Source organism: Mesorhizobium sp. M0663, from assembly GCF_040320585.1.
GTDB lineage: Bacteria > Pseudomonadota > Alphaproteobacteria > Rhizobiales > Rhizobiaceae > Mesorhizobium.
In genome coordinates, this window is the sequence record NZ_JAMYPX010000014.1 from 66568 (window position 1) to 85742 (window position 19175).

The 19175-nt window shown below is 62.0% G+C and carries 18 protein-coding genes and 1 pseudogene; 8 read left to right on the forward strand and 11 right to left on the reverse strand.

Translation table 11 applies throughout. From position 1 onward, the window contains the following. Positions 1 to 33: 33 nt before the first annotated feature. Positions 34 to 423, forward strand: coding sequence for an antitoxin Xre/MbcA/ParS toxin-binding domain-containing protein (locus tag NKI54_RS22335; protein ID WP_352692419.1), 390 nt, complete (start codon positions 34 to 36; stop codon positions 421 to 423). Further along, positions 420 to 938: an RES family NAD+ phosphorylase gene (locus NKI54_RS22340; RefSeq protein WP_352692420.1), complete on the forward strand. Its 519-nt coding sequence runs from the start codon at positions 420 to 422 to the stop codon at positions 936 to 938. Before NKI54_RS22335 ends, NKI54_RS22340 begins: the two co-directional genes overlap by 4 nt. 93 nt (positions 939 to 1031) lie before the next feature. Here the strand turns inward: NKI54_RS22340 and NKI54_RS22345 are convergent. Next, positions 1032 to 1173 (reverse strand): annotated as a pseudogene (locus NKI54_RS22345) (integrase); the annotation flags it as partial. 74 nt (positions 1174 to 1247) lie between these two features. Between NKI54_RS22345 and NKI54_RS22350 the strand changes: the two are divergent. Continuing rightward, entirely contained in the window at positions 1248 to 1709 is a 462-nt protein-coding gene (locus tag NKI54_RS22350; protein WP_352692421.1) for an AI-2E family transporter, read from the forward strand. Positions 1710 to 1818: 109 nt separating this feature from the next. On the opposite strand, the gene NKI54_RS22355 is transcribed toward NKI54_RS22350, so the two are convergent. After that, positions 1819 to 2823 (reverse strand): Tim44 domain-containing protein, encoded by a 1005-nt coding sequence (locus tag NKI54_RS22355; RefSeq protein WP_352692482.1) that lies wholly within the window; start codon positions 2821 to 2823, stop codon positions 1819 to 1821. Positions 2824 to 3164: 341 nt separating this feature from the next. Here NKI54_RS22355 and NKI54_RS22360 point away from each other — a divergent pair, with 341 nt between their 5' ends. The 5 genes from NKI54_RS22360 (at position 3165) to NKI54_RS22380 (ending at position 8039) form a co-directional block, all read left to right on the forward strand. Continuing rightward, positions 3165 to 3884, forward strand: coding sequence for a FadR/GntR family transcriptional regulator (locus NKI54_RS22360; RefSeq protein WP_352692422.1), 720 nt, complete (start codon positions 3165 to 3167; stop codon positions 3882 to 3884). Positions 3885 to 3898: 14 nt separating this feature from the next. After that, positions 3899 to 5104 carry a mandelate racemase/muconate lactonizing enzyme family protein gene (locus NKI54_RS22365; RefSeq protein ID WP_352692423.1) on the forward strand — a complete coding sequence of 402 codons (1206 nt, stop codon included), beginning with the start codon at positions 3899 to 3901 and terminating at the stop codon, positions 5102 to 5104. A gap of 39 nt (positions 5105 to 5143) precedes the next feature. After that, the gene (locus NKI54_RS22370; RefSeq protein ID WP_352692424.1) at positions 5144 to 6127 is read left to right on the forward strand and encodes a sugar ABC transporter substrate-binding protein; all 984 of its coding nucleotides are present in this window, start codon (positions 5144 to 5146) and stop codon (positions 6125 to 6127) included. A gap of 197 nt (positions 6128 to 6324) precedes the next feature. After that, positions 6325 to 7305 carry an ABC transporter permease gene (locus NKI54_RS22375; protein ID WP_023678771.1) on the forward strand — a complete coding sequence of 327 codons (981 nt, stop codon included), beginning with the start codon at positions 6325 to 6327 and terminating at the stop codon, positions 7303 to 7305. A 2-nt stretch (positions 7306 to 7307) separates the two neighbouring features. After that, complete coding sequence (locus NKI54_RS22380) at positions 7308 to 8039, forward strand: ATP-binding cassette domain-containing protein (protein WP_023678772.1); 732 nt, start codon at positions 7308 to 7310, stop codon at positions 8037 to 8039. Positions 8040 to 8091: 52 nt separating this feature from the next. Here the strand turns inward: NKI54_RS22380 and NKI54_RS22385 are convergent, their stop codons facing one another. The 9 genes from NKI54_RS22385 to NKI54_RS22425 form a co-directional block, all read right to left on the reverse strand. Beyond that, complete coding sequence (locus tag NKI54_RS22385) at positions 8092 to 9090, reverse strand: sugar-binding transcriptional regulator (RefSeq protein ID WP_198023607.1); 999 nt, start codon at positions 9088 to 9090, stop codon at positions 8092 to 8094. A gap of 97 nt (positions 9091 to 9187) precedes the next feature. Beyond that, on the reverse strand, positions 9188 to 10243 hold the full coding sequence (locus tag NKI54_RS22390; RefSeq protein ID WP_352692425.1) for a hypothetical protein: 1056 nt from the start codon (positions 10241 to 10243) through the stop codon (positions 9188 to 9190). Continuing rightward, positions 10244 to 11326: an ABC transporter ATP-binding protein gene (locus tag NKI54_RS22395; protein WP_352692427.1), complete on the reverse strand. Its 1083-nt coding sequence runs from the start codon at positions 11324 to 11326 to the stop codon at positions 10244 to 10246. It abuts the gene before it with no gap. A gap of 77 nt (positions 11327 to 11403) precedes the next feature. After that, positions 11404 to 12729, reverse strand: coding sequence for an iron-containing alcohol dehydrogenase (locus NKI54_RS22400; RefSeq protein WP_352692428.1), 1326 nt, complete (start codon positions 12727 to 12729; stop codon positions 11404 to 11406). Beyond that, a complete protein-coding gene (locus NKI54_RS22405; protein ID WP_352692429.1) occupies positions 12722 to 14251 on the reverse strand; it encodes a xylulokinase in 1530 nt (509 codons plus the stop codon). Before NKI54_RS22405 ends, NKI54_RS22400 begins: the two co-directional genes overlap by 8 nt. A gap of 65 nt (positions 14252 to 14316) precedes the next feature. Then, entirely contained in the window at positions 14317 to 15846 is a 1530-nt protein-coding gene (locus tag NKI54_RS22410) for an ABC transporter substrate-binding protein (protein WP_352692430.1), read from the reverse strand. Positions 15847 to 15893: 47 nt separating this feature from the next. Next, positions 15894 to 16793, reverse strand: a complete 900-nt coding sequence (locus NKI54_RS22415) for a carbohydrate ABC transporter permease (RefSeq protein ID WP_031212286.1) — start codon at positions 16791 to 16793, stop codon at positions 15894 to 15896. Beyond that, the gene (locus NKI54_RS22420) at positions 16793 to 17704 is read right to left on the reverse strand and encodes a carbohydrate ABC transporter permease (RefSeq protein WP_023678780.1); all 912 of its coding nucleotides are present in this window, start codon (positions 17702 to 17704) and stop codon (positions 16793 to 16795) included. The genes NKI54_RS22415 and NKI54_RS22420 overlap by 1 nt, the downstream gene beginning before the upstream one ends. 347 nt (positions 17705 to 18051) lie before the next feature. Next, on the reverse strand, positions 18052 to 19098 hold the full coding sequence (locus NKI54_RS22425; RefSeq protein ID WP_352692431.1) for an NAD(P)-dependent alcohol dehydrogenase: 1047 nt from the start codon (positions 19096 to 19098) through the stop codon (positions 18052 to 18054). Between the last annotated feature and the right edge of the window lie 77 nt (positions 19099 to 19175).

Genomic DNA, 19175 nt, shown 5'->3' on the forward strand with positions numbered 1-19175 from the left:
AATGTGTTTCTGGATATGGCAAGGGGGACAGGGATGATCCAAGCGTTGAAAGTTCCAGTTCAGAACGAACCGTTGGTGCTGTCCTATATGGATCGGGCTGGGAAGATCGCTGTCGCCCAGGTTGCGGATGGATTCGGTATGTCCAAAGGTCAGCTTGCCGAGACGGCGGGTCTTGCGCGGGAAACCCTCTATAGGGCTGAGCGTAGCCGTGCTGCAAAGACGCAAGGTCGCCTTCGTGAAATGCTTGAGATCATCAGCAGGGTGATCGACTGGGCTGGAGGCAAGGAGCAGGCGATGGCCTGGTACCGGGCCCAGCCGATACCGGCATTCGGCGGGCGGACGGCGGAAGCTCTGGTTAAGGAAGGCAAGGCCAGCGCGGTTCGCGACTACCTGGATCATGTCGCCGTTGGTGGCTTTTCTTGAGGTTTGCCGGAATTTGCCACCGCGCCCATGATCCGCGGTGGTCCTTCCAGCCTATCTCAGGCGACGGAGCGGCTATTCGGGGTGCCAGGTTCAACCCGAAAGGTGTGCGTACGCTTTATCTGGCGCTCGACATCATGACGGCCGTGAAGGAGGCCAATCAGGGTTTTGCAAATCGCATTCATCCCTGCGTGCTTTGCTCATACGAGATCGATTGCGATGACATTGTCGATCTGAGGACGGCGCAAGGCCAGGCCGACGCCGGGATCCGGTTCGAAGATATGGCTTGTGCCTGGATGGATTTTCTCGCAGATGGCAAACGGCCGTCGTCATGGAGCATCCATGACCGCTTCGTTGCTGAAGGGAAGTTCGGCATTCTCGTGCCCAGCTTCGCGCCAGGTGCCGGCACATCCGATCAGAACCTCGTGCTATGGAGTTGGGGGGAGGTGCTCCCGCACCAGGTCAAGGTGATCGATCCGGGACGCCGGCTGCCTCGAAACCACTTGTCCTGGAGCTAACGCCGAAAGGGTCGGATCGAATTGCGACTCAGGCGATTATCCGCGCCGCCCGCCCGAGCGTGCGTTCCGTCATTGTAGTAGTTCGAGGCCTGCTGCGGCGTGCGGTTTCGGTGAGATAGCCGGAGCGCAGGCTGTGGGCGGAGAAGGCTTGCGGATCGAGCCCGGCCTCGGCGATGCGCCGCTTCAGGATCAGATTGACGGCCTGCGGCGTCAGGGCGCGCGCTTCGAGATTGCCACAGTGTCGATGCCGCCAAACACGGCGCCTTCAGTGGTGCCGGCGAGACCGTCCATGCAACACTACTCGGCACCGTGTTCGTCGCCGCCGTCCAGGGAACATTGGCTGGCCTGATGTTCTGGTGGCTCGGCCTGCCGACGCCAATCTTTTGGGGCCTTGTCATGGGGCTTCTTGCCATCGTGCCTGTTCTCGGGGCATTTGTGATCTGGGTGCCCGCAGCGGTCTATCTCGCACTGCAGGGAGCTTGGGCCAGCGCGGCGATATTGACCGTCTGGGGCGGCGTCATCGTCGGCGGCATCGACAATCTGCTCTATCCGATGCTTGTCGGGAACCGGTTGCGCCTCCACACGGTGGTGGCCTTTATCGGCTCGGTCGGCGGCATCGTCCTGTTCGGAGCATCCGGCCTTGTCCTCGGCCCCGCGGTGATCGCCATCACCGTCAGCCTCATCGACGTGCTGAAGAATCGATTGACTGATCAGCTCGACACGGCGGCAACGCCGCCTACCGAGTTACCGCACCACTCAGTAACGGATTGACAAGTACAAGTACGTTGCATGACCGTGACCCTATCCAAGACCCAGCGCGCCGCAAAGGCGGGCTGGCTGTCCAGTGGTAGCGGGACCCCTTCAGTCGAGGCAATGCACATCAGCCAGGCTGCTGTATTGCGGCGAGTTTCCACTCACCGCCGTCCTGGCGCATGAAGGTCCACAGTTCGGTTGTCTCCGTCGGCCGATCGGCCTGGCCCTCAACGATCTTGCCGCTGATGCGATCGCGGGTCACGTCGCGAGATTCATAGCGCAAAGCAGCCGTCGCGTAGTCGCGATCACCCTCCCGCCAACTTTCCGCAATATCGGCCTCCAGCAGGCCCACATCCGATACCTCGTTCCTGAGGCCCTTTTTGGCGTTATCGGCAAGTTCCTCGGACAGATAGGACACCATCTCGGGCGTCACCAACCGGCGCAATGCAGCATGGTCCTCACGCCCGAATGCTTCCTGAACTTCCGTCAGCCGCTGTTGGAACGTGTCGAGATCGGTTTGGGTGAGTGTGATCTCATCGGAAGCACTGGCTTGGGAAGGATTGCCTTGGCTCGTTCCGCCATATCCTGACCCAATAGCCCGAATGGGGAACGCTGTGGCGTTGCTTGGCTCGGGCCGGGCTGCTGCGTTGCGCCCAAAGCTCGCTGTACCGCGCGAGACACCCGCCATAGCGGGCGCTGGGCTTTGCGCCGCCTGCGAGCGGAAAAAGCGGATCGCCAGCATGATCGCGCCGCCGAACAGCAGTACTTGGAGCAAAAGACCCAACATGCCGGCCAAGCCGCCGAACCCATGGCCCAGAAGAACGCCGATCAAACCGCCGAGAAGCAGCCCACGCATCATCGATCCGCCTAGACCGTTGAAGAAGCCCGGGCGCTGGAATGCCTGCGGCTGACGGGTCGCATTGTTCGTGGCCGCATTGGGCGTCATCGAGCGCTCGACCGGTGCGGCCGGTTGCGGCGCAACTCTGGTCGGCGGGACCGGCTGGAAAGTGCGCATGCCGCGACTGCCGAAGCTGCCGCCACGGCGCGCATCGGCGTGATCCACAGCGACTATGGAAAACGCCAGGAACAACCCCGCAAACAAAACTGCAAACCGTCCCCAACGCGAAATCAGCATAGGCAAATCCTCAAGCGATACCCTGTCCACCCATATGGGGTGCGTCGATCGAAATATCAGTGAATCGTCCGCCGAGATATTTCGGGCGGCATGGTCGGCCGCCCGCCGGTGTTCACGACGAGAAATCCAGCCCACCCAAGCGAGATGATCGCCTGTTCGATCCCGCAGGCGCCGCCCCGGCCGACCGGCCTCCGTCGCGTCAAGAGCATCGGTCATGCAAGCTCTGGTCACCAGTTCCCGGCGACGATGGCCACTGGATGTTGACATACAGCTTTGCTAAGTACTAACGGCACATCTAGAAAACCTGCCATACAGGTTTGCCTTGAACTGGAGATTGCGTGAGCACGGCCGTACCCGCAACACATTCCGACGCAGCGAGCCTGGTCAGCAATACGATCAGCGAGATCACGCGCCATATCCGCGCGAATGAGCTCGGGCCCGGCGACCGGCTGCCCAGCGAGGCCGCGCTTTCGAGACAATTGAGCGTCTCGCGTACCGTGGTTCGCGAGGCCTTCAGCTCGCTCGCCGCCATGCGGCTTATCGACCTGAGGGCGGGCAGACGGGCTACCGTCGCCGAGCTGGATTATGGCGCCATGTCACTGGTGATCGAGCATGGCGTCCACACCGAGCAGATCACGGTGCAGCAAATCTACGACGTGCGCCGCACGATTGAGACCCGCACCGCCATGCTGGCGGCCTTGCGCAGAACAGCCGACGAAGTGGAAAGGATCAGGACGCACGCGCTCGCCATGCGCGAGAATTTCCAGCGGCCGGAACAGGTCATGGAGCACGATCTCGCCTTTCACCTCGAAATCGCCAAGGCTGCGAAGAATCCGGTTTTCAGCCTCATCGTCGGCGCGTTCGAGCGCGTATCGCGGCAGACCTGGCCGATCGGCTGGCGGAGCCGCCCTTCGGATGCCAAGCAGTTGGAGATGATCCAGATCCATATCGACCTCGCCGAAGCAATCGAGACCGGTGATCCTCAGTCCGCTCGTGACCTGATGGCAAGGCATTTTGACGAGAGCGTCAAGGCCCTGCTGGCGGCCGGCATCGCCTGAGGAGCGAGGGCGCAATGAAGATCACGAAACTGGAAACGCTGCGGCTCAAGGAGCGGCCGAACCTTCTCTGGGTTCTGGTTCACTCGGACGAAGGTCTCGTCGGACTGGGCGAGACCTTCTTCATGGCTGAAACCGTCGAGACCTATCTGCACGAATACGTCGCGCCGTGCGTGATCGGGCGCGACCCCTTGCAGATCGACCTGCTTGCCACCGACCTCGTCGGCTATCTCGGTTTCCGATCGACGGGCGCGGAAGTCAGGGGCAACTCCGCTTTCGATATCGCGCTTTGGGATCTGTTCGGAAAGGCGACGGGTCAGCCGATCGCACAGCTCCTCGGCGGTTTCACACGGCACGAGATCAGGACCTACAACACCTGTGCCGGAACCGAATACATCAAGAAGGCCACCGGGCAGACGACGGCCAACTACGGGCTCGACAAGGCCGGCGACGCCTATGATGATCTGAACGGCTTCCTTCACTGCGCCGACGAACTGGCGCATTCGTTGTTGGAGGAAGGCATCACGGCCATGAAGATCTGGCCCTTCGACATGGCCGCCGAGAAAACGCGCGGCCAGTATATATCGCAGCCCGACTTGAATTCCGCGCTGGCGCCATTCGAGAAAATCCGCAATGCGGTCGGCGACAAGATGGACATCATGGTTGAATTCCATTCAATGTGGCAGCTGCTGCCGGCCATGCAGATCGCTCGCGAGCTTGCCCCCTACAAGACCTTCTGGCACGAAGATCCGATCAGGATGGACAGCCTGTCCAGCCTGAAACGCTATGCCGAGGCTTCGCTGGCGCCAATATCGGCCTCGGAAACGCTCGGTTCCCGGTGGGCCTTCCGCGACCTTCTCGAAACCGGAGCGGCCGGTGTCATCATGCTTGATATCAGCTGGTGCGGCGGGCTCTCGGAGGCGCGCAAGATCGCTGCCATGGCTGAAGCATGGCACCTGCCGGTCGCGCCACACGACTGCACCGGTCCAGTGGTGCTCGGCGCATCGACCCACCTGTCGCTGAATGCGCCGAACGCGCTTGTCCAGGAGAGTGTCAGGGCCTTTTACAAGACCTGGTACCGCGACCTTGTGACCGCTTTGCCGCAGGTGAAGAACGGCATGATCACCGTGCCTCCCGGACCGGGCCTCGGCATGGAACTGAACCCGGAGATCGATCGCGCCTTCACGGCGCTTCGACGGGTGACTGACGCATCTACTCTCTGAAAATGAACCTGAAGCAGCTTTCTACGGAGGAGGAGAACCATGAAGAAGCTACTTATCTCGGCAGCCTTGGGAGCAGTACTGGCTGGAGGCTCGGCAATCGGCTCACGCGCACAGGAGCCGATGAACATCGTCTTCACGCATCATTCGTCGGCGTCGAACCCGTTCTGGCAGGCGGTGAAGAAGGGGTTTGACGACGCCTGCGCCAAGATCCAAGCCAATTGCCAGATGGTCTTCACGCAGACCGAAGGCTCGATCGAGCAACAATCGGCCAACATGCAGGCGGCACTCGCGGCAAAACCGGACGCGCTGATCACCTCGATCGTCGACAACAATGCCTTCGACCAGATCATCGCCGACGCCCGCGCTGCCGGCGTCACGGTCATCGCGTCCAACGTCGACGACACCGAGGGTGCAGCCGGCAATGCCCGCCAGGCTTTCATCGGCCAGGGCTTCATTCCCGCCGGCTACGAACTCGGCAAGAAGATGTCCGAGTTCTTCCCCAAGGAAGGCAAGATCAGGGCGCTCGTCGGCGTCTCCGCGCCCGGTCAGAACTGGTCGGAACAGCGCGCTGCCGGCGTCATGAAGTTCCTTGAGGAATACAAGGCCGCGAATGCCGGACGCGAAGTGGTCATTGAACGGCTCGACACCGGCACAGATGGCGCCGTCGTCGCCGATCGTGTTGGCGCCTATCTGTCTGCCCACCCGGACACCACGGTGTATTTCGACACCGGCCTTTGGCATGCCTACGTGGCCCAGGTCCTGATCGATCGCGGCATCGAGCCGGGCAAGGTGCTGATGGGCGGCTTCGACATCGTCTCGGAAGTCCTGCAACAGATGGAAGCGGGTTACATCCAGGTCCAGGTCGACCAGCAGCCCTACATGCAGGGCTTCATGCCGGTGATGGAAGCCTATCTCGCCAAGACCGTCGGTCTGCTGCCGGCAGACATCGACACCGGCAAGGGCATCATCGTCAAGGAAGACGTGCCAAAGCTCAAGGAACTGGCCGCACAAGGCGTGCGGTAGGCGCGAAGCCGGCGTCCTCTCCTCGTTCTTTACGCGGAGAGGGCAAGGGGGAGGGCCAGGCAGCACGGCCCTGGGCGTTGGGTCCGTCCCATCCTCCAACGGCATCTCCCCCGTCAAAGGCGGTAGAAGACACACTGCCGCCATCCCCCTTGCCGATGCGACAAGCCAGCGCAAACAATCCCAAGCCGGAGCGAATGATGAAGCGCTTGATGAAGATTTATCTGGAGAAGCCGGAGCTTGCGGCGGTTGTGTTCCTGCTCCTCCTCCTCCTCGTCTTTCAGATCCGCTCGAACGGCGTATTTCTGAACACACAGAACGTGCGCGGAATGCTTGGGCTGCTGCCCGAAATGGGGCTGGTCGCGATCGGCGTGACCCTGCTGATGATATGCGGGGAGTTTGATCTTTCCGTAGGCTCGGTCTTTGCGCTGACCCCGATGACCATGGCGGTGATGCTGGCGGCAGGCGTGCCGTTCGCGCCGGCCTTTGCCGCCGGGCTCGCGATCGCCGCCCTGATTGGCTTCTTCAACGGGTTCATAACGATTCGTTTCGCGATACCAAGCTTCATCACCACGCTCGGCATGCTGTTCATCGCGCGTTCGCTGACAGTGGTAATCTCCGGTGGCTTCCCTCCTGTTATCCCAGCCAACGCTCTGCCCAAATGGCTGTTTACGATCTATGTGGGGCCGGGCGACCTCTTTCGCATGTCGTTCTTCTGGTTTGTCGCCGTGGCAATCCTGGCGACGGTGCTTCTGTCACGCACGAATTTCGGCAACTGGGTGCGCGCCACCGGCGGCTTTCTACCCGCCGCGCAATCGATGGGCATCCCGACGGCCCGGGTGAAGGTCGCCTGCTTCATGATCTGTTCGGTGCTCGCCGGCTTTGCCGGCACCATTCAGGTGATGCGGCTCGGCGCGCCGCTGCCTTCGATCGGCGAGGGGCTGGAGTTGCAAGCTGTGTCGGCTGCCGTCATCGGTGGCGCCTCGCTGGCTGGCGGCATCGGCACCATCTTCGGCGGCATCATCGGGGCTGCCCTGATCCGCGTCATCGACAACGGACTGGTGCTGAGCCAGGTTGACGCCAACTGGTTCAAGATGGCAATCGGCTTCCTGACTATCTTCGCGGTCGTCGTGAACGCCTGGCTTCGAAAGCGGGGCAGGGCAATGAAGGTGGAGACCTGATCATGGCGGCACCCATCATCGCGATCAAGGGACTCCAGAAATGGTATTCCGGCGTCCACGCCTTGAAGAACGTCACTCTGGACATTTATCCAGACGAGGCGCTGGGCCTCGTCGGCGACAACGGCGCCGGCAAATCGACGCTGATCAACATCTTGTCAGGCACCCAAAAGCCCGATGGCGGCGAGATCAGGATCGACGGTGAACCGGTCCGCTTCTCGAACCCGCGCGACGCCATGGATCGCGGCATCGAGACGATCTACCAGTACAATTCGATGGTCCCGACCATGACCATCGCCCGCAATGTTTTCATCGGACGCGAGCCGGTGAAGGGCTCGGTTTTCGGCATCGGCATCCTGGACCAGAAGCGCATGCGTGACGAAAGCGTCAAGGCGATCGCCGACGTCGATCTGCATCTGAGGTCGCCCGATGCGCTGGTCGGCGAACTGTCGGGCGGCCAGCGCCAAGGCGTCGCGATCGCCCGGGCCATGCACTTCAAGTCGAAAGTCATGATCCTCGACGAGCCGACCAATCATCTCTCGGTGAAGGAGACGCGAAAGGTGATCGGCTTCGTTCGCGCCCTCAAGGCCCAGAACATCACCAGCGTCTTCATCAGCCACAACATGCATCATGTTTTCGAATGCTGTGACCGGGTCGTGGCGATGGCGCGCGGCGAGATCGTTCTCGACAAGCGGATCGGCGAGACTTCGATCGAGGAAATCCACGAGGTTCTGTGACGCGAAGAAGCGATCACTCGCGAGCCGCTCTGCTGGTAGAGGTCAGTCTGCGCTACGGCTTTTCCGCAAGGATCGCCTCAGCGGTTTTCTCGTCGGTGATCAGCACATCGACGACTCCCAGACGCAACACGGCGCGCAGCACCGGAACCTTGTCGAGGCCGCCGGAGGGCAGAATCACAGTGTCGACGTCGCGCAGATGTTCGGGGGCGAGGCCGATGACACGGCTGTTTAGCGGGTGATCGACGAGTTGTCCGTCGGCGCCGATCCAGTGGCCGCAAATATCGCCGACGGCTCCGGCTTCGCGCAGCGATCTGAGATCATCGTCTCCTACCAGTCCGATCCGAAAGATGGTGGCGTCCTTGTGCACCGCGCCTACAGAAACGAAAGCGGCGTCAACGTCGCGGGCATGGGTGAAGGCGTCTTCCAGAATGGACTGGCGCATAAGCAGATCGCGCGTGGCCTCCGTATCCGTGAACACCGGTGCCGCGATGTAGAAGCATTCCGCATCGAAAAGCGCCGCGAGCCGCGAGGCGATTTCATAGATGTTGATCGCCGATCCACGCGTGAGCCCGCCGAGCAGGGAAACGACCGACATCCCTCTGACGGGGCGTACGGTCACTGACCGCAGACTAAGCTGGAGCGTCCGTCCCCATCCCACGCCCACCGATATCCCGTCACGGATTCTATGCGACAGGGCTTCACCGGCAGCGGCTGCGATGACCTGTGGCACCAGGGTAGGATCGGGCGGTGTCGGAACCACGATTGGGTCGGAAACGCCATAGGCGTCCCGCAGCCGGTTCTCCAGCTCGATGCAGTTCGCCACCTTGGAATTGATGCGAATCTGAACGATCCCCCGCTGACGGGCATGCGCCAGCATCCGGTTGACGCGAAGGCGTGTCAGGCCAAGAGACTTGGCGATTTGCGCCTGGGTGAGGTCACCGACATAAGCAAGCCAGGCGGCGCGCACGAGCAGCCCTTCCTCGCGATCGGACGTGACGGAACTCGTTACGGCTTGGCGGCCGTCGCGTTTCTTTCGTGCGGGTTTCTCCATCAGATCATCCTGTCCACTCCGCGGCAGCGGGTCCAGAGCGGCTCGGCGGAGCCATGTGCTCATCGATATGAGGCATCAATCGAGTTTCCCGGCTCCGCTAGCCTCGATGATAGCGGTCGAAGGACAAAACCAGCGGAGCATCATGGCAAATTGCGTCGATGATGGCAGTCGTCAGCGGCAGGCGATCGTGGGGAAGCACACCCCGGGCCATCATATTCTTCAAAGTCGGACCAAGGTCCAGCGCCAGTTGCGCGCCCTCGACCGTGTCCGAACTCATATGTTCGCGCTTCGCCACCGAATATGGCAGGCCGCGGCCGAGCAGGCGCCCCATGCGACCGTTACGGCCCGCCTGGCAGGTCACATAAAGATCGCCGGAGCCGGCCAGCCCCAGCACTGTTTCGACCTTTCCACCCAGAGCTTCGACCAGAATCGCCATCTCGGCGAGGGACTGCGAGAAAAGCGACGAGGCTAGGTTGTGCATGAGTGCGCCATTGGGCGCCTTGCCGTCGCGCTCGAGCAGCCCGACGGGAGCCCCAACGGCGAGTGTGTAGAAATTCTTGAAAGCGGCGCAGATCTCGACGCCGACGAGATCGGATGACGATCGCGCATGATAGAAAGGCGCGCGCAGAATGCGCGACGCCGCGGCGACCTGGTCGGGATCATGCCCGGCCACGATCACAGAGGTGTCGCGCTGCGCCGCCAGTTCGCCGGCAATGCACGGTCCGCCGACGGCCATCACCGGGACAGACAAGCCAGTGCGTTGCTCGATCTCGTGGGCAAGCAGATGTGGCAGGATTTCCACGCCTTCGTCGCTTGCTGCAAGTCCTTTCGTAATCATCAGTATCGGCACGGGCGACTTGATGCTTTCTGCAATGCGGTCGATCGCCCAAGGAATGCCGGCCGACGAGACGCCGAGTACAAGCAGATCGGGTCCATCGTTCATCGCCGCCCCGAATTCGGTCCAGGAACAGGCGGTTACCACATCAGGCAGAGTGATGTTGAGGCGTGGGTGATGACTTGTGCTGGCCACCGAGCCGACGATCTCCTCATCGAGATGGGTCCCGACAAGAGTGATGCGGTTACCAGCGTGAGCGGCCGGAAGCGTCATGGCAGAGCCCATGACGCCGGCGCCGAGGATGATGATCCGCGCCATTCAACTTCTTCCCTTGTCCAGCCGCTCGCCGCTGCCTTGGTCGAACAGGTGGATTCGCTCAGGCGCCGGCTCCAGATGAATCACAGCTCCAGGAGAGAGCTCCATGCGGTCATGCAGCACCGAGCAGATTGCGACGTTGCCCATGCTGGCAAAGATGTGGATTTCGGGGCCAGTCGGCTCGACAACCGCAATCCTCGCCGGAATGCCGCGCCCGTCGGCCACTGGTCGAAGATGTTCGGGGCGAATGCCGTAGATCACCTTTTGGCCGGGCCGGACCGCAGCCCCTGGCGGGAGCGGGAGGGATAGCTCGTCGGTCCGCACCACCCAGGCGTCGCGCTCGGAAGCCACCTCGCCATGGAACATGTTCATTGCGGGCGAGCCGATGAAAGAGGCGACGAAGAGGTTTGCCGGGCGATCGTAGACATCGAGCGGGCGCCCGATCTGCTCGATATGGCCGTCGCGCATGATGACGATGACATCGGCCATGGTCATGGCCTCGATCTGGTCATGCGTGACATAGACGGTGGTGGTCTTCAGCCGCTGGTGGAGTTCCTTGATTTCGGTGCGCATCTGCACCCGCAGCTTGGCATCGAGATTGGACAGCGGTTCGTCGAACAGGAACACAGTTGGGTCCCGCACGATGGCGCGGCCCATGGCGACGCGCTGCCGCTGACCGCCCGAAAGCTGGCGGGGGTACCGTTCCAGATAGGGGGTCAGATTGAGGATCGCCGCCGCCCATCCGACCTTCTGTTTGATTTCTTCGGTTGGGCGTTTCTTCAACTGCATGGAAAAGGCCATGTTGTCGAAGACGGTCATGTGCGCATAAAGCGCGTAATTCTGGAAGACCATCGCGATGTTGCGGTCTTTGGGATGGAGCGTGTTGACGACCCTGTCGCCTATGGCGATCTCACCGGATGTGATGGGCTCGAGACCGGCTATCATGCGCAACAGCGTGGACTTGCCGCAGCCGGACGGCCCCAACAGAACGACGAACTGGCCATCCTCGATCGAGAGATCGAGTCCATCGATAATCGAGAGGGCGCCATAGTCCTTCTTTATGTTGCTGATGGTGACAGACGCCATAAATTGCTACCCTTCGATTGCCCTTGCCGGTTGGATCGCATTTTCGCCATGCGAGCTATTGGCGATCGGATGCGCTCTCACCATTCGCTCTCCAGAAACTCTTCCAAGAGTCCCGCATCGGCGGCCAGATTGATGAAGGACCATCGACCGCGGATTTCCCGCGAATAGCGAACGGCGTCGTGCCAAAGCGCGCGCGGCAGGCCTAGTTCCGCGCCGGTGACCGGCCCTCCCGCAGCCTTGAGTGCTGCCTCCATGCGGGCGACCGGCATTGCCATGGGCCGAACCTCCTGGCGCAGCGCCGGCCAGATTTCCGCAAGCCTGCGGTTGAAGATTTCCGTCTGGCTGGCGTCGAGTGCCGTCTTCTTCGTCTCGGCAATGCAAAGTGGTCCAAGCTGCGCGCCATAGCGGGCCAGCATCGCCGCTTCGTCGATGGCGGTCGGCTTCACCTGCGGCGGCTCTTTCATGTCCAGCAGCCGCGCTTGCAGACGCGCCATGACCAGCGAGGCAACCCCAACCTGCTGGCCGTGCGTGGTGCCGGGATGATGGTCTTGCGCGAACATGTCGACCCAATGGGAAATCTGGTGCTCTCCCATGGACCCGGGATGGGAAACGCCGGCAAAGCACACGCCCATCGAGCACAGCGTCAGGACGCGCTGGAGATGCCCGACAGCGGTGACGTCATGCCTGGCAAGGCCAGGCGCATGGGCCAGCATCGGCTCCTCATCGCCCGCCTGCAGCAGGTAGGGCACCTCAGAATAGTAAGTGTCGAACAGCCGATGCGAAGCCCACCAGTCGATCTGGGCGGTGGAGCGGCAGAGGCTGTCGCCAAGCCCGGCGGCGCTGAGCCAGGCGGGCGCTGCGGCCGACACGCCAAGGTCCAGGAAGATGCCCCGGGGCGCGTGTGAGGGCAGCGAGATCTTGAGCCCGGAGGCCAAGGTCACCGACGCTGTCGAGGCGCCGTAGCCATTCATCGAGGCTGCCGTGCCGAAGACGGCATAGGGCCGCTCGTCGAGGAAGGTTGCATGCTTGCAGCTGTCGTTGAGGACACCCGACCCGACGGCCACGATCCCGTCGGCGTGACGCGTCTTCTCCCTGACCATCTGGATCGTTGCCTCATCGCAGTCGAGGCCTTCAGGCAGCACGATTTCGTCGATGTCGGCGATGGCACGCAGCGCCTTCGCGACGCGCCTGCCCATCACATCGACGGTGTTGATATCGGACACAACTGCGATGCGGCTGCCTAGCGCCAGGGGTGTAACGAGATCCGCCTCGCGGCCCTCCGTCGTCTCCAGCAATTCGATCGTCTGGAACGGCAGGTCCGCTGCCGCGCCTGTCTTGGGATCTGTCCAGCGTCCCGCGACAACGTCCTCGATCAACGCGTTCCAGTTGGTCGTTTCAGCCATGATCGGCCTCCATGAAGGCAGCGAGGCGCTGGTTCCAGGCTGAAAGCGTTGGCCAAAGATCGGCATGGATCGCAAGAAGTTCGGCGTAGAGCGCGGCCCGTTTCGTGTCCGGTTCGAAGGTTTTGGCCGGCTCGCTGGCCATTGCGAGCGACGCTTCGGCGATGGTGGAAAACCAGCCCACGCCCTTTGCCGCCGCCATCGCCGCGCCAAGCGAGGAGGCTTCGACGGTCGTCGAACGCTTTATGGGACGATCGAGTGCATCCGCCAGAATTTGCATCCACAGGTCGGACTTCGCTCCTCCGCCGATCGCTATGAACTGGTCGATGGTCTGGGCGGCAGCCGCAGCCGCCCGCTGACTTGTCGCGGCCTGATGCAGCGCTATGCCTTCCAGCACGGCGCGATAGATGTCGCCGCGGCGGCTGGAGCCCGAAAGCCCGGCAATCACACCACGGGCCGCACTATCCCAGTGTGGGTCCATGACGCCCTGCCAGTAGGGCAGGAGCATTATGCCGCCTGCGCCGATCGGGCTGGCAGCGGCTTCGGCCTCGAGCGTCTCCAGGGCATCATTTGCGCCATGCAGATCGACGCCAAGCATCTCGCGCGCCATCCAGTCGACGAGAAAAGTGCCGGCGCGAAGGCACGTCTCGTAGATATAGCCATCATCGGCGACCGCCGTTTCGGTGCGGAAGGCCTGGTCGTGGACGTAGTCCGTGCCGAAGCTGCCGGAGACGACCGCCGTGCCGAGGTTGATGTAAGCGCATCGCGGCTGCAACACACCCGCGCCCGTGCCGGCGCATTGACCGTCGCCGCCGCCGGCGACGATCGGCGTGCCTTCCCGCAAGCCCGTCAGCATGGCCGCTTCCGAAGTCAGTTGGCCCAGAACGGTGCCGGGCCGCGCCAGGTCCGGCATCATGCGCCGGGCGACGCCGGCTGCGTCCAGTATATCGTTCGACCAGTCCATAGCTCGCATATCGAGTATTCCCATCGGGTCCGCGGATGCGGTGGACGTCACCCACCGGCCGCTCAAGCGAAAGACCAGATAGCCGTGGACTTCGGCCATTCGCTCCACCCGGGCAAAAATCTCGGGCTCTTGCTCGCGGAACCAGATCATGCGGTAAAGGCAAGGAATAACGTCCAGCGGCTTGCCGGATATTGCGTGGACGCGTGTCGCGCCGAAACTCTGGCCGAAGCGCCGTGCTTTCCCACGGGCGCGCTCATCGAGCCAGAGCGTTGCGGGCCCGACCGCCTGGCCCTGCTCGTCGAAAAGGCCGAAGCTCTCGCGTTGGTTGGCAATCGCAAGGGCGGCAATGCGTCCCGGCGAAACTGTTGCCGCGACACCACGAAGCGCCGTGACCGTCGAGGCCCACCATTCGGCCGGATCCTGCTCGAAATAGCCCGAACGCGGGTTGGACATTGCAAGCGGTGCACGACCTTCGGCTACGGCCAGACCATTGCGGTCCCAGGCGATCGCCTTGGTTGCCGAGGTCGAGGAATCGATGCCGATGACGAGATCCGGAACCATTGCCGCCACATTACCAAACGGCGAGGGCGGCCGAAGCCGCCTTCGCCCAAATCACCGATTACCCGCTAAAGACCGGCGTCCTTGACTTTGCCGTCGACAATGCCGGCAATGGCATCCAGGCATGCCTTGGCATCACCGCCATAGTCTTGGCCCGTAAGCAACTTGCCGAGCTCAACCGGAATGTCGTTGTTCGATAGATCCGCCCAGATCGGCATGTCCGGCTCCGATCCCATCTGGTTGTCGATAGTGTATTTGATCGCGTCGAAATGGCGTGTCGTTCCGGGGCCGACAACGGCCTTCGCCTTGACCCGAGGATCTGTAAAAGAGGAATTGCGCATCGGCGAGGCGCCGCCGCCGAGCGTCGATACCCGCGCCATCACATCCTTCGAGCAGACCCACTGCATGAACAGCCATGCTGCTTCCTTGTTCTTGGAATACTGCGACAGCGAGATCGTCGAGCCGCCCTGGTGGCCGACGGCCGGGATTTCGTTGAAGCCGCAATCGGCGGCGGCGCGACGGCCAGGAACCTCCTTGGGCGCGGGCAGGGCCTCGAACAGGCCTTTGACCTTGGAATCATTGGCGTCGAAGCCGGGGAAATCCTCGCCCCAGGTGATTGCCATGGCGGCCTGACCCTGTGTCAACGCCTGCCCCTGACCGTCCCAGGTCCACGTCGTCGCCGAGGGCGGCGAGTTCTTGACCAGCTCCTGATAGAATTGCAGCCCGGCCACGCCGCGTTCGTCATTGCCGACAAACTTCTTGTCTTTGTTGAAGATCGAACCGCCATGGCCCCACAATGCGAAGGTCCAGTCGCATTCCAGCGAATAGTGGCCGGACTTCGCCTGGCACGCGGTGCCGAAGATGCCGTTGCTTTTTTCTGCCTCTGTGAGCGCCTGCACGGCCTTGAGGTAGGCGTCGAGGTCTGTCGGCAGCGCAATGTTGTGTTTGTCGAAAAGATCCTTGCGGTACATCAGGATGAAGATCGGAATATCGAATGGAATTCCGCACTGTTTGCCGTTGTACATGGCAATGCCGTCGACCAGCGGCTTGGAGAAATCGTCCCAGTCGAAGTTGGGCATCGCCAGTTCTTTGTTCTGGTCATAATACTCGCGCGGATCGACGACATCCTGGGCAAACGTCGCCATCCAGGACTGGTCGAGATAGTAGACGTCGTAGGTGCCCAGCTGGCCCTGTACGTCTTGCGTCGCCTTGGCGAGAACCTGCTCCAGCGGCACGATCTCGACTTCCACCTCAATGCCGGTTGCCTTGGTGAATTCACCCGCGACAAGCTGGTTGGCAACGATCGTTGGCGGCGTCGCTTCCGAGGTGTAGCGGATTTTGGTGCCGGCATATGGTTTGCCGACGTCGGCCAGCCACTTCAGCATATCGGCGTCCTGGGCGCGGGCTTCCTCAACCCCGAGGCCCAGCATCCCCCGACTGGTGCGGCCGCCACCTAGCATGGCTGATCCGAAGGCGGAAAAGCCGACACCAGCGAGCGCCATCTTCCTCATGAAGTCGCGTTTGGTTATCCGGCGCGCCGTAAAGTCATTGCAGGTATCGGCGACGAATGTCTTCTTGTCGTGTTCACTGAAGCTCATGATCGTTCCTCCATTGCGTTTTTGTCGTCGTTCTTCTCGTCTGCGCCTCACTCCTTCAGCGATCCGAGGGTGAGGCCGCGGACCAGATGCCGTTGAACCAGCAGGATAAAGATGAAGCTGGGTATGATCGCGGACGTGCCGAGCGCCGTGATGTAGCCCCACTCGGTCGCGGTCGAGGTGACAAAGGTCGAGATCTTCACCGGCACAGTGCGGATCGACGTTGTCAGGAACAGTGAGAGCAGAAACTCGGTCCACGAAAAGATGAAACACAGCACAGCCGTCGCAGCGATGCCGCCCTTGACCATGGGAAGGACGACGCGTCGAAACGTCTGCCAGCGCGTCGCGCCGTCGATCAGCGCCGCCTCATCGACCTCGCGCGGAACATCGTCGAAGAACGACTTCAAAAGCAAAACCGCCAGCGGCAGGTTAATCAAACTGTGAACGAGGATGAGCCCCGTATAAGTATCGCGCAAGCCGAGATCGCGGAACATGAAAACGATCGGAATGACGATCGCGATTGGCGGCATGAAGCGTTGCGAGAGAATCCAGAACAGGAAGGACTGCTGGCCGCTGAACTGCATTCGCGACAGGCAATAGGCGGCCAGCGTGGCGAGCAGCAGCGTCAGCGCCGTCGATCCGACGGCTATGATGGCGCTGTCGAGCAACGACTGGCGGGAATCGTAGGAACTGGCGCCCCCCTTGATGACCCCGGCCGCCTCGCCGCCCTGTTCCATGCCGATGTCGACGCGCGAAACGCCAAGCAGCGTCACACGGTAATTGTCCGGCGTCGGCGTGAAACCGGTGTAGACCGGTCCGCTGCGATCGAAGATCGCCGAATAGGGTTTGATGGACGACAGGGCCCACCACGCGATCGGGAACATGAAGATCGCCACCACCAGGACGGCAAGCACGTCACGGGCGATCGTTTGGGCGCGCGACGACTCCATCAGAACCTCACCTTGAACAGCCTGACGAAGAGGTTCGACACGACGATCAAGACGACGAGCACGATCAGCGACAGGGTCGCGGCATAGGGAAAGTCTCCGGTGAAGTAGATACGGCCAGCGTAGAATGAAAGCGTCTCGGTGGCCGTGCCAGGCCCGCCGGCGGTGATGATGTAGACGTAGTCGTAGATGCGAAAGAGATCGACGCCGCGGATCAGCACCGCGACCGCTATCACCTTGCGCAGCATCGGCAATGTGAGGCGCAAGAACGTCTGGATGCCGTTGGCACCGTCGATCGCCGCGGCCTCGAAAGGTTCCTTCGGCAGCGCCCTGAGCCCTGCCAGGATGATGAGCACCATGAACGGCGTCCACTGCCATATGTCTGCCAGCAGGATCGCCGCCAATGCGGTTCCGGGCTGCGTCAGGATCGGCTGTGCCGGCGAGATCAGGTCGAGGGCATAGAGGTAGAACGACAGGACACCGAAAGAACCGTCCTGCATCAGCAGGAACATCATTCCGGTCACCGCAGGCGGCACCACCAGCGGCAGTGTCATCAGCGCCCGGAGCACGCCGTAACCTTTGCGATCGGTGTCAAGCAGAAGCGCGATGAGGATGCCGAGCGCAAGCTGAACCGCAAGCGCGACGAAGGTGTAGATCAGCGTGGTTTCCAGCGAATGCCACATACGCGCATCCGAGAAGGCGCGCGTCCATTGGTGGAGCCCGGCGAAGTCGAGCTGCCGGGAGACGACATTGCGTTTGTGAAACGACAGCCAAACCGAATAGGCGAGGGGATAAATGCCGAAAACGAGAAGCATCACCGTGATCGGCGCGAGCCAGGGGAAAGGATGCTCGGCCGTCATGAACCGGGGCAGGGCCCATCTGGGCGTTTCGCGGGTCACGGTCACCGTGCTCACGCGCAAATCTCCGCTCGGTCACAGAGACGCATCGGCCTTCTCCCTATCGGCCAGATTGTGCCAACTTGAACTTTTGTAAGTTTGTTGTGCCTTTTGTTAAGAACGTGTCGGACGGCCGCCGATTTGTCAAGTGTCGGTTCCGTCAGGCTCAGGGGTTTTGGTCGTAGTCCCAGAGGATGCCGTGATCGCCGGGTACGGGGTTGTTTTTGGAGGGAGCGCCGCCGGCAAATGCCGTGTACCAGCATCAAAAGCGCTCAGGGCCGCCGTCAGCCAGCCTTGGCTGCCCAAGAAGCTACGCAACGCATTGAGGAGATCGGGAGGACAGCCCGGGGGCTTTGGAACTCGCCTTAATCCCGCAATCGGATCTGAAGCTTTACGTCCGCCGGCCGGGCTTCGACTGCGCGGTCGAAGGCGGTGATGGAATCTTCGAAGGGGAAGGTCGCCGAAATGAGTGGCTTTAGGTCGACCCGGCCCGACCCCATTAGCGCGATTGCCCGCTCATATTGGTGGGCATATCGGAACACAGTCTCGATGCGAACTTCCTTGGTCGAGGCGGTGGCGACATCGAATGCGATCGGCGCCACCGGCAGGCCGACCACCACCACCGTGCCGCCGGGCCGCGGCAGATCGAGCAGGGTCTCCCATGCCTTGGACGAGCCCGAGCATTCAAACACAACGTCGGCGCCCCAGCCATCGGTCAGGCGCTTTACCTCCGCCGCCAGGTTCTTGTCGCGGACGTTGATCGGGATCACGCCTTGATAGCCGCCGGCGATGTCGAGCTTGGGTTGGGCGAGATCTGCAACAACGGCGCGGGCGCAGCCGCCGGCGAGCGCCGCGATCGCCACCATCGTGCCGATCGGCCCTGCGCCAATCACCACCGCCGTGTCGCCCGGCGCGATCTTTGCTTTGGCAGCCGCCTGCATGCCGACAGCGAAGGGCTCCACCACGGCGCCTTCGGCGAAGCTGACATTGTCGGGCAGTTTGAAAGTGTAGTTGGCGGGGTGGACGACATAGGGCGTCAGCACGCCGTGGATCGGCGGCGTTGCCCAGAACCTGACCGCTGGATCGATGTTGTAGAGGCCGAGCCGGCTCGCCCGCGAATTGGGATCGGGGATACCCGGCTCCATGCAGACGCGGTCGCCGACCTTCAGATGCTCGACGCCTTCCCCCGTTTCGACGACGGTGCCGGCGGCTTCATGGCCCAAGACCATCGGCGCTTCGACCACGAAAGGGCCGATGCGGCCATGCGTGTAGTAGTGCACGTCGGAGCCGCAGATGCCCACCGTATGGATCTTGATGCGAACTTCGCCCGGGCCGACGGTCTGTGGCAGATCGATGTCACGCAGCTTGAGTTCGTGCTGGCGTTCGAGGACAAGGGCGCGCACGTTCGTCATCGACGTAGTCTCCTCTAAAGCTGATTGTAGGGGCCTTCGTGACCTTCCACGGGTATACACACCGTCCATTTCGCGGC

Coding starts and splice junctions, on each gene's coding strand:
- NKI54_RS22425 (WP_352692431.1), bottom strand. CDS start 19,098: ATGACGAACGTGCGCGCCCTTGTCCTCGAACGCCAGCACGAACTCAAG.
- NKI54_RS22380 (WP_023678772.1), top strand. CDS start 7,308: ATGGCGGCACCCATCATCGCGATCAAGGGACTCCAGAAATGGTATTCC.
- NKI54_RS22405 (WP_352692429.1), bottom strand. CDS start 14,251: ATGGTTCCGGATCTCGTCATCGGCATCGATTCCTCGACCTCGGCAACC.
- NKI54_RS22365 (WP_352692423.1), top strand. CDS start 3,899: ATGAAGATCACGAAACTGGAAACGCTGCGGCTCAAGGAGCGGCCGAAC.
- NKI54_RS22400 (WP_352692428.1), bottom strand. CDS start 12,729: ATGGCTGAAACGACCAACTGGAACGCGTTGATCGAGGACGTTGTCGCG.
- NKI54_RS22415 (WP_031212286.1), bottom strand. CDS start 16,793: ATGGAGTCGTCGCGCGCCCAAACGATCGCCCGTGACGTGCTTGCCGTC.
- NKI54_RS22335 (WP_352692419.1), top strand. CDS start 34: ATGATCCAAGCGTTGAAAGTTCCAGTTCAGAACGAACCGTTGGTGCTG.
- NKI54_RS22385 (WP_198023607.1), bottom strand. CDS start 9,090: ATGGAGAAACCCGCACGAAAGAAACGCGACGGCCGCCAAGCCGTAACG.
- NKI54_RS22395 (WP_352692427.1), bottom strand. CDS start 11,326: ATGGCGTCTGTCACCATCAGCAACATAAAGAAGGACTATGGCGCCCTC.
- NKI54_RS22375 (WP_023678771.1), top strand. CDS start 6,325: ATGAAGCGCTTGATGAAGATTTATCTGGAGAAGCCGGAGCTTGCGGCG.
- NKI54_RS22410 (WP_352692430.1), bottom strand. CDS start 15,846: ATGAGCTTCAGTGAACACGACAAGAAGACATTCGTCGCCGATACCTGC.
- NKI54_RS22370 (WP_352692424.1), top strand. CDS start 5,144: ATGAAGAAGCTACTTATCTCGGCAGCCTTGGGAGCAGTACTGGCTGGA.
- NKI54_RS22390 (WP_352692425.1), bottom strand. CDS start 10,243: ATGGCGCGGATCATCATCCTCGGCGCCGGCGTCATGGGCTCTGCCATG.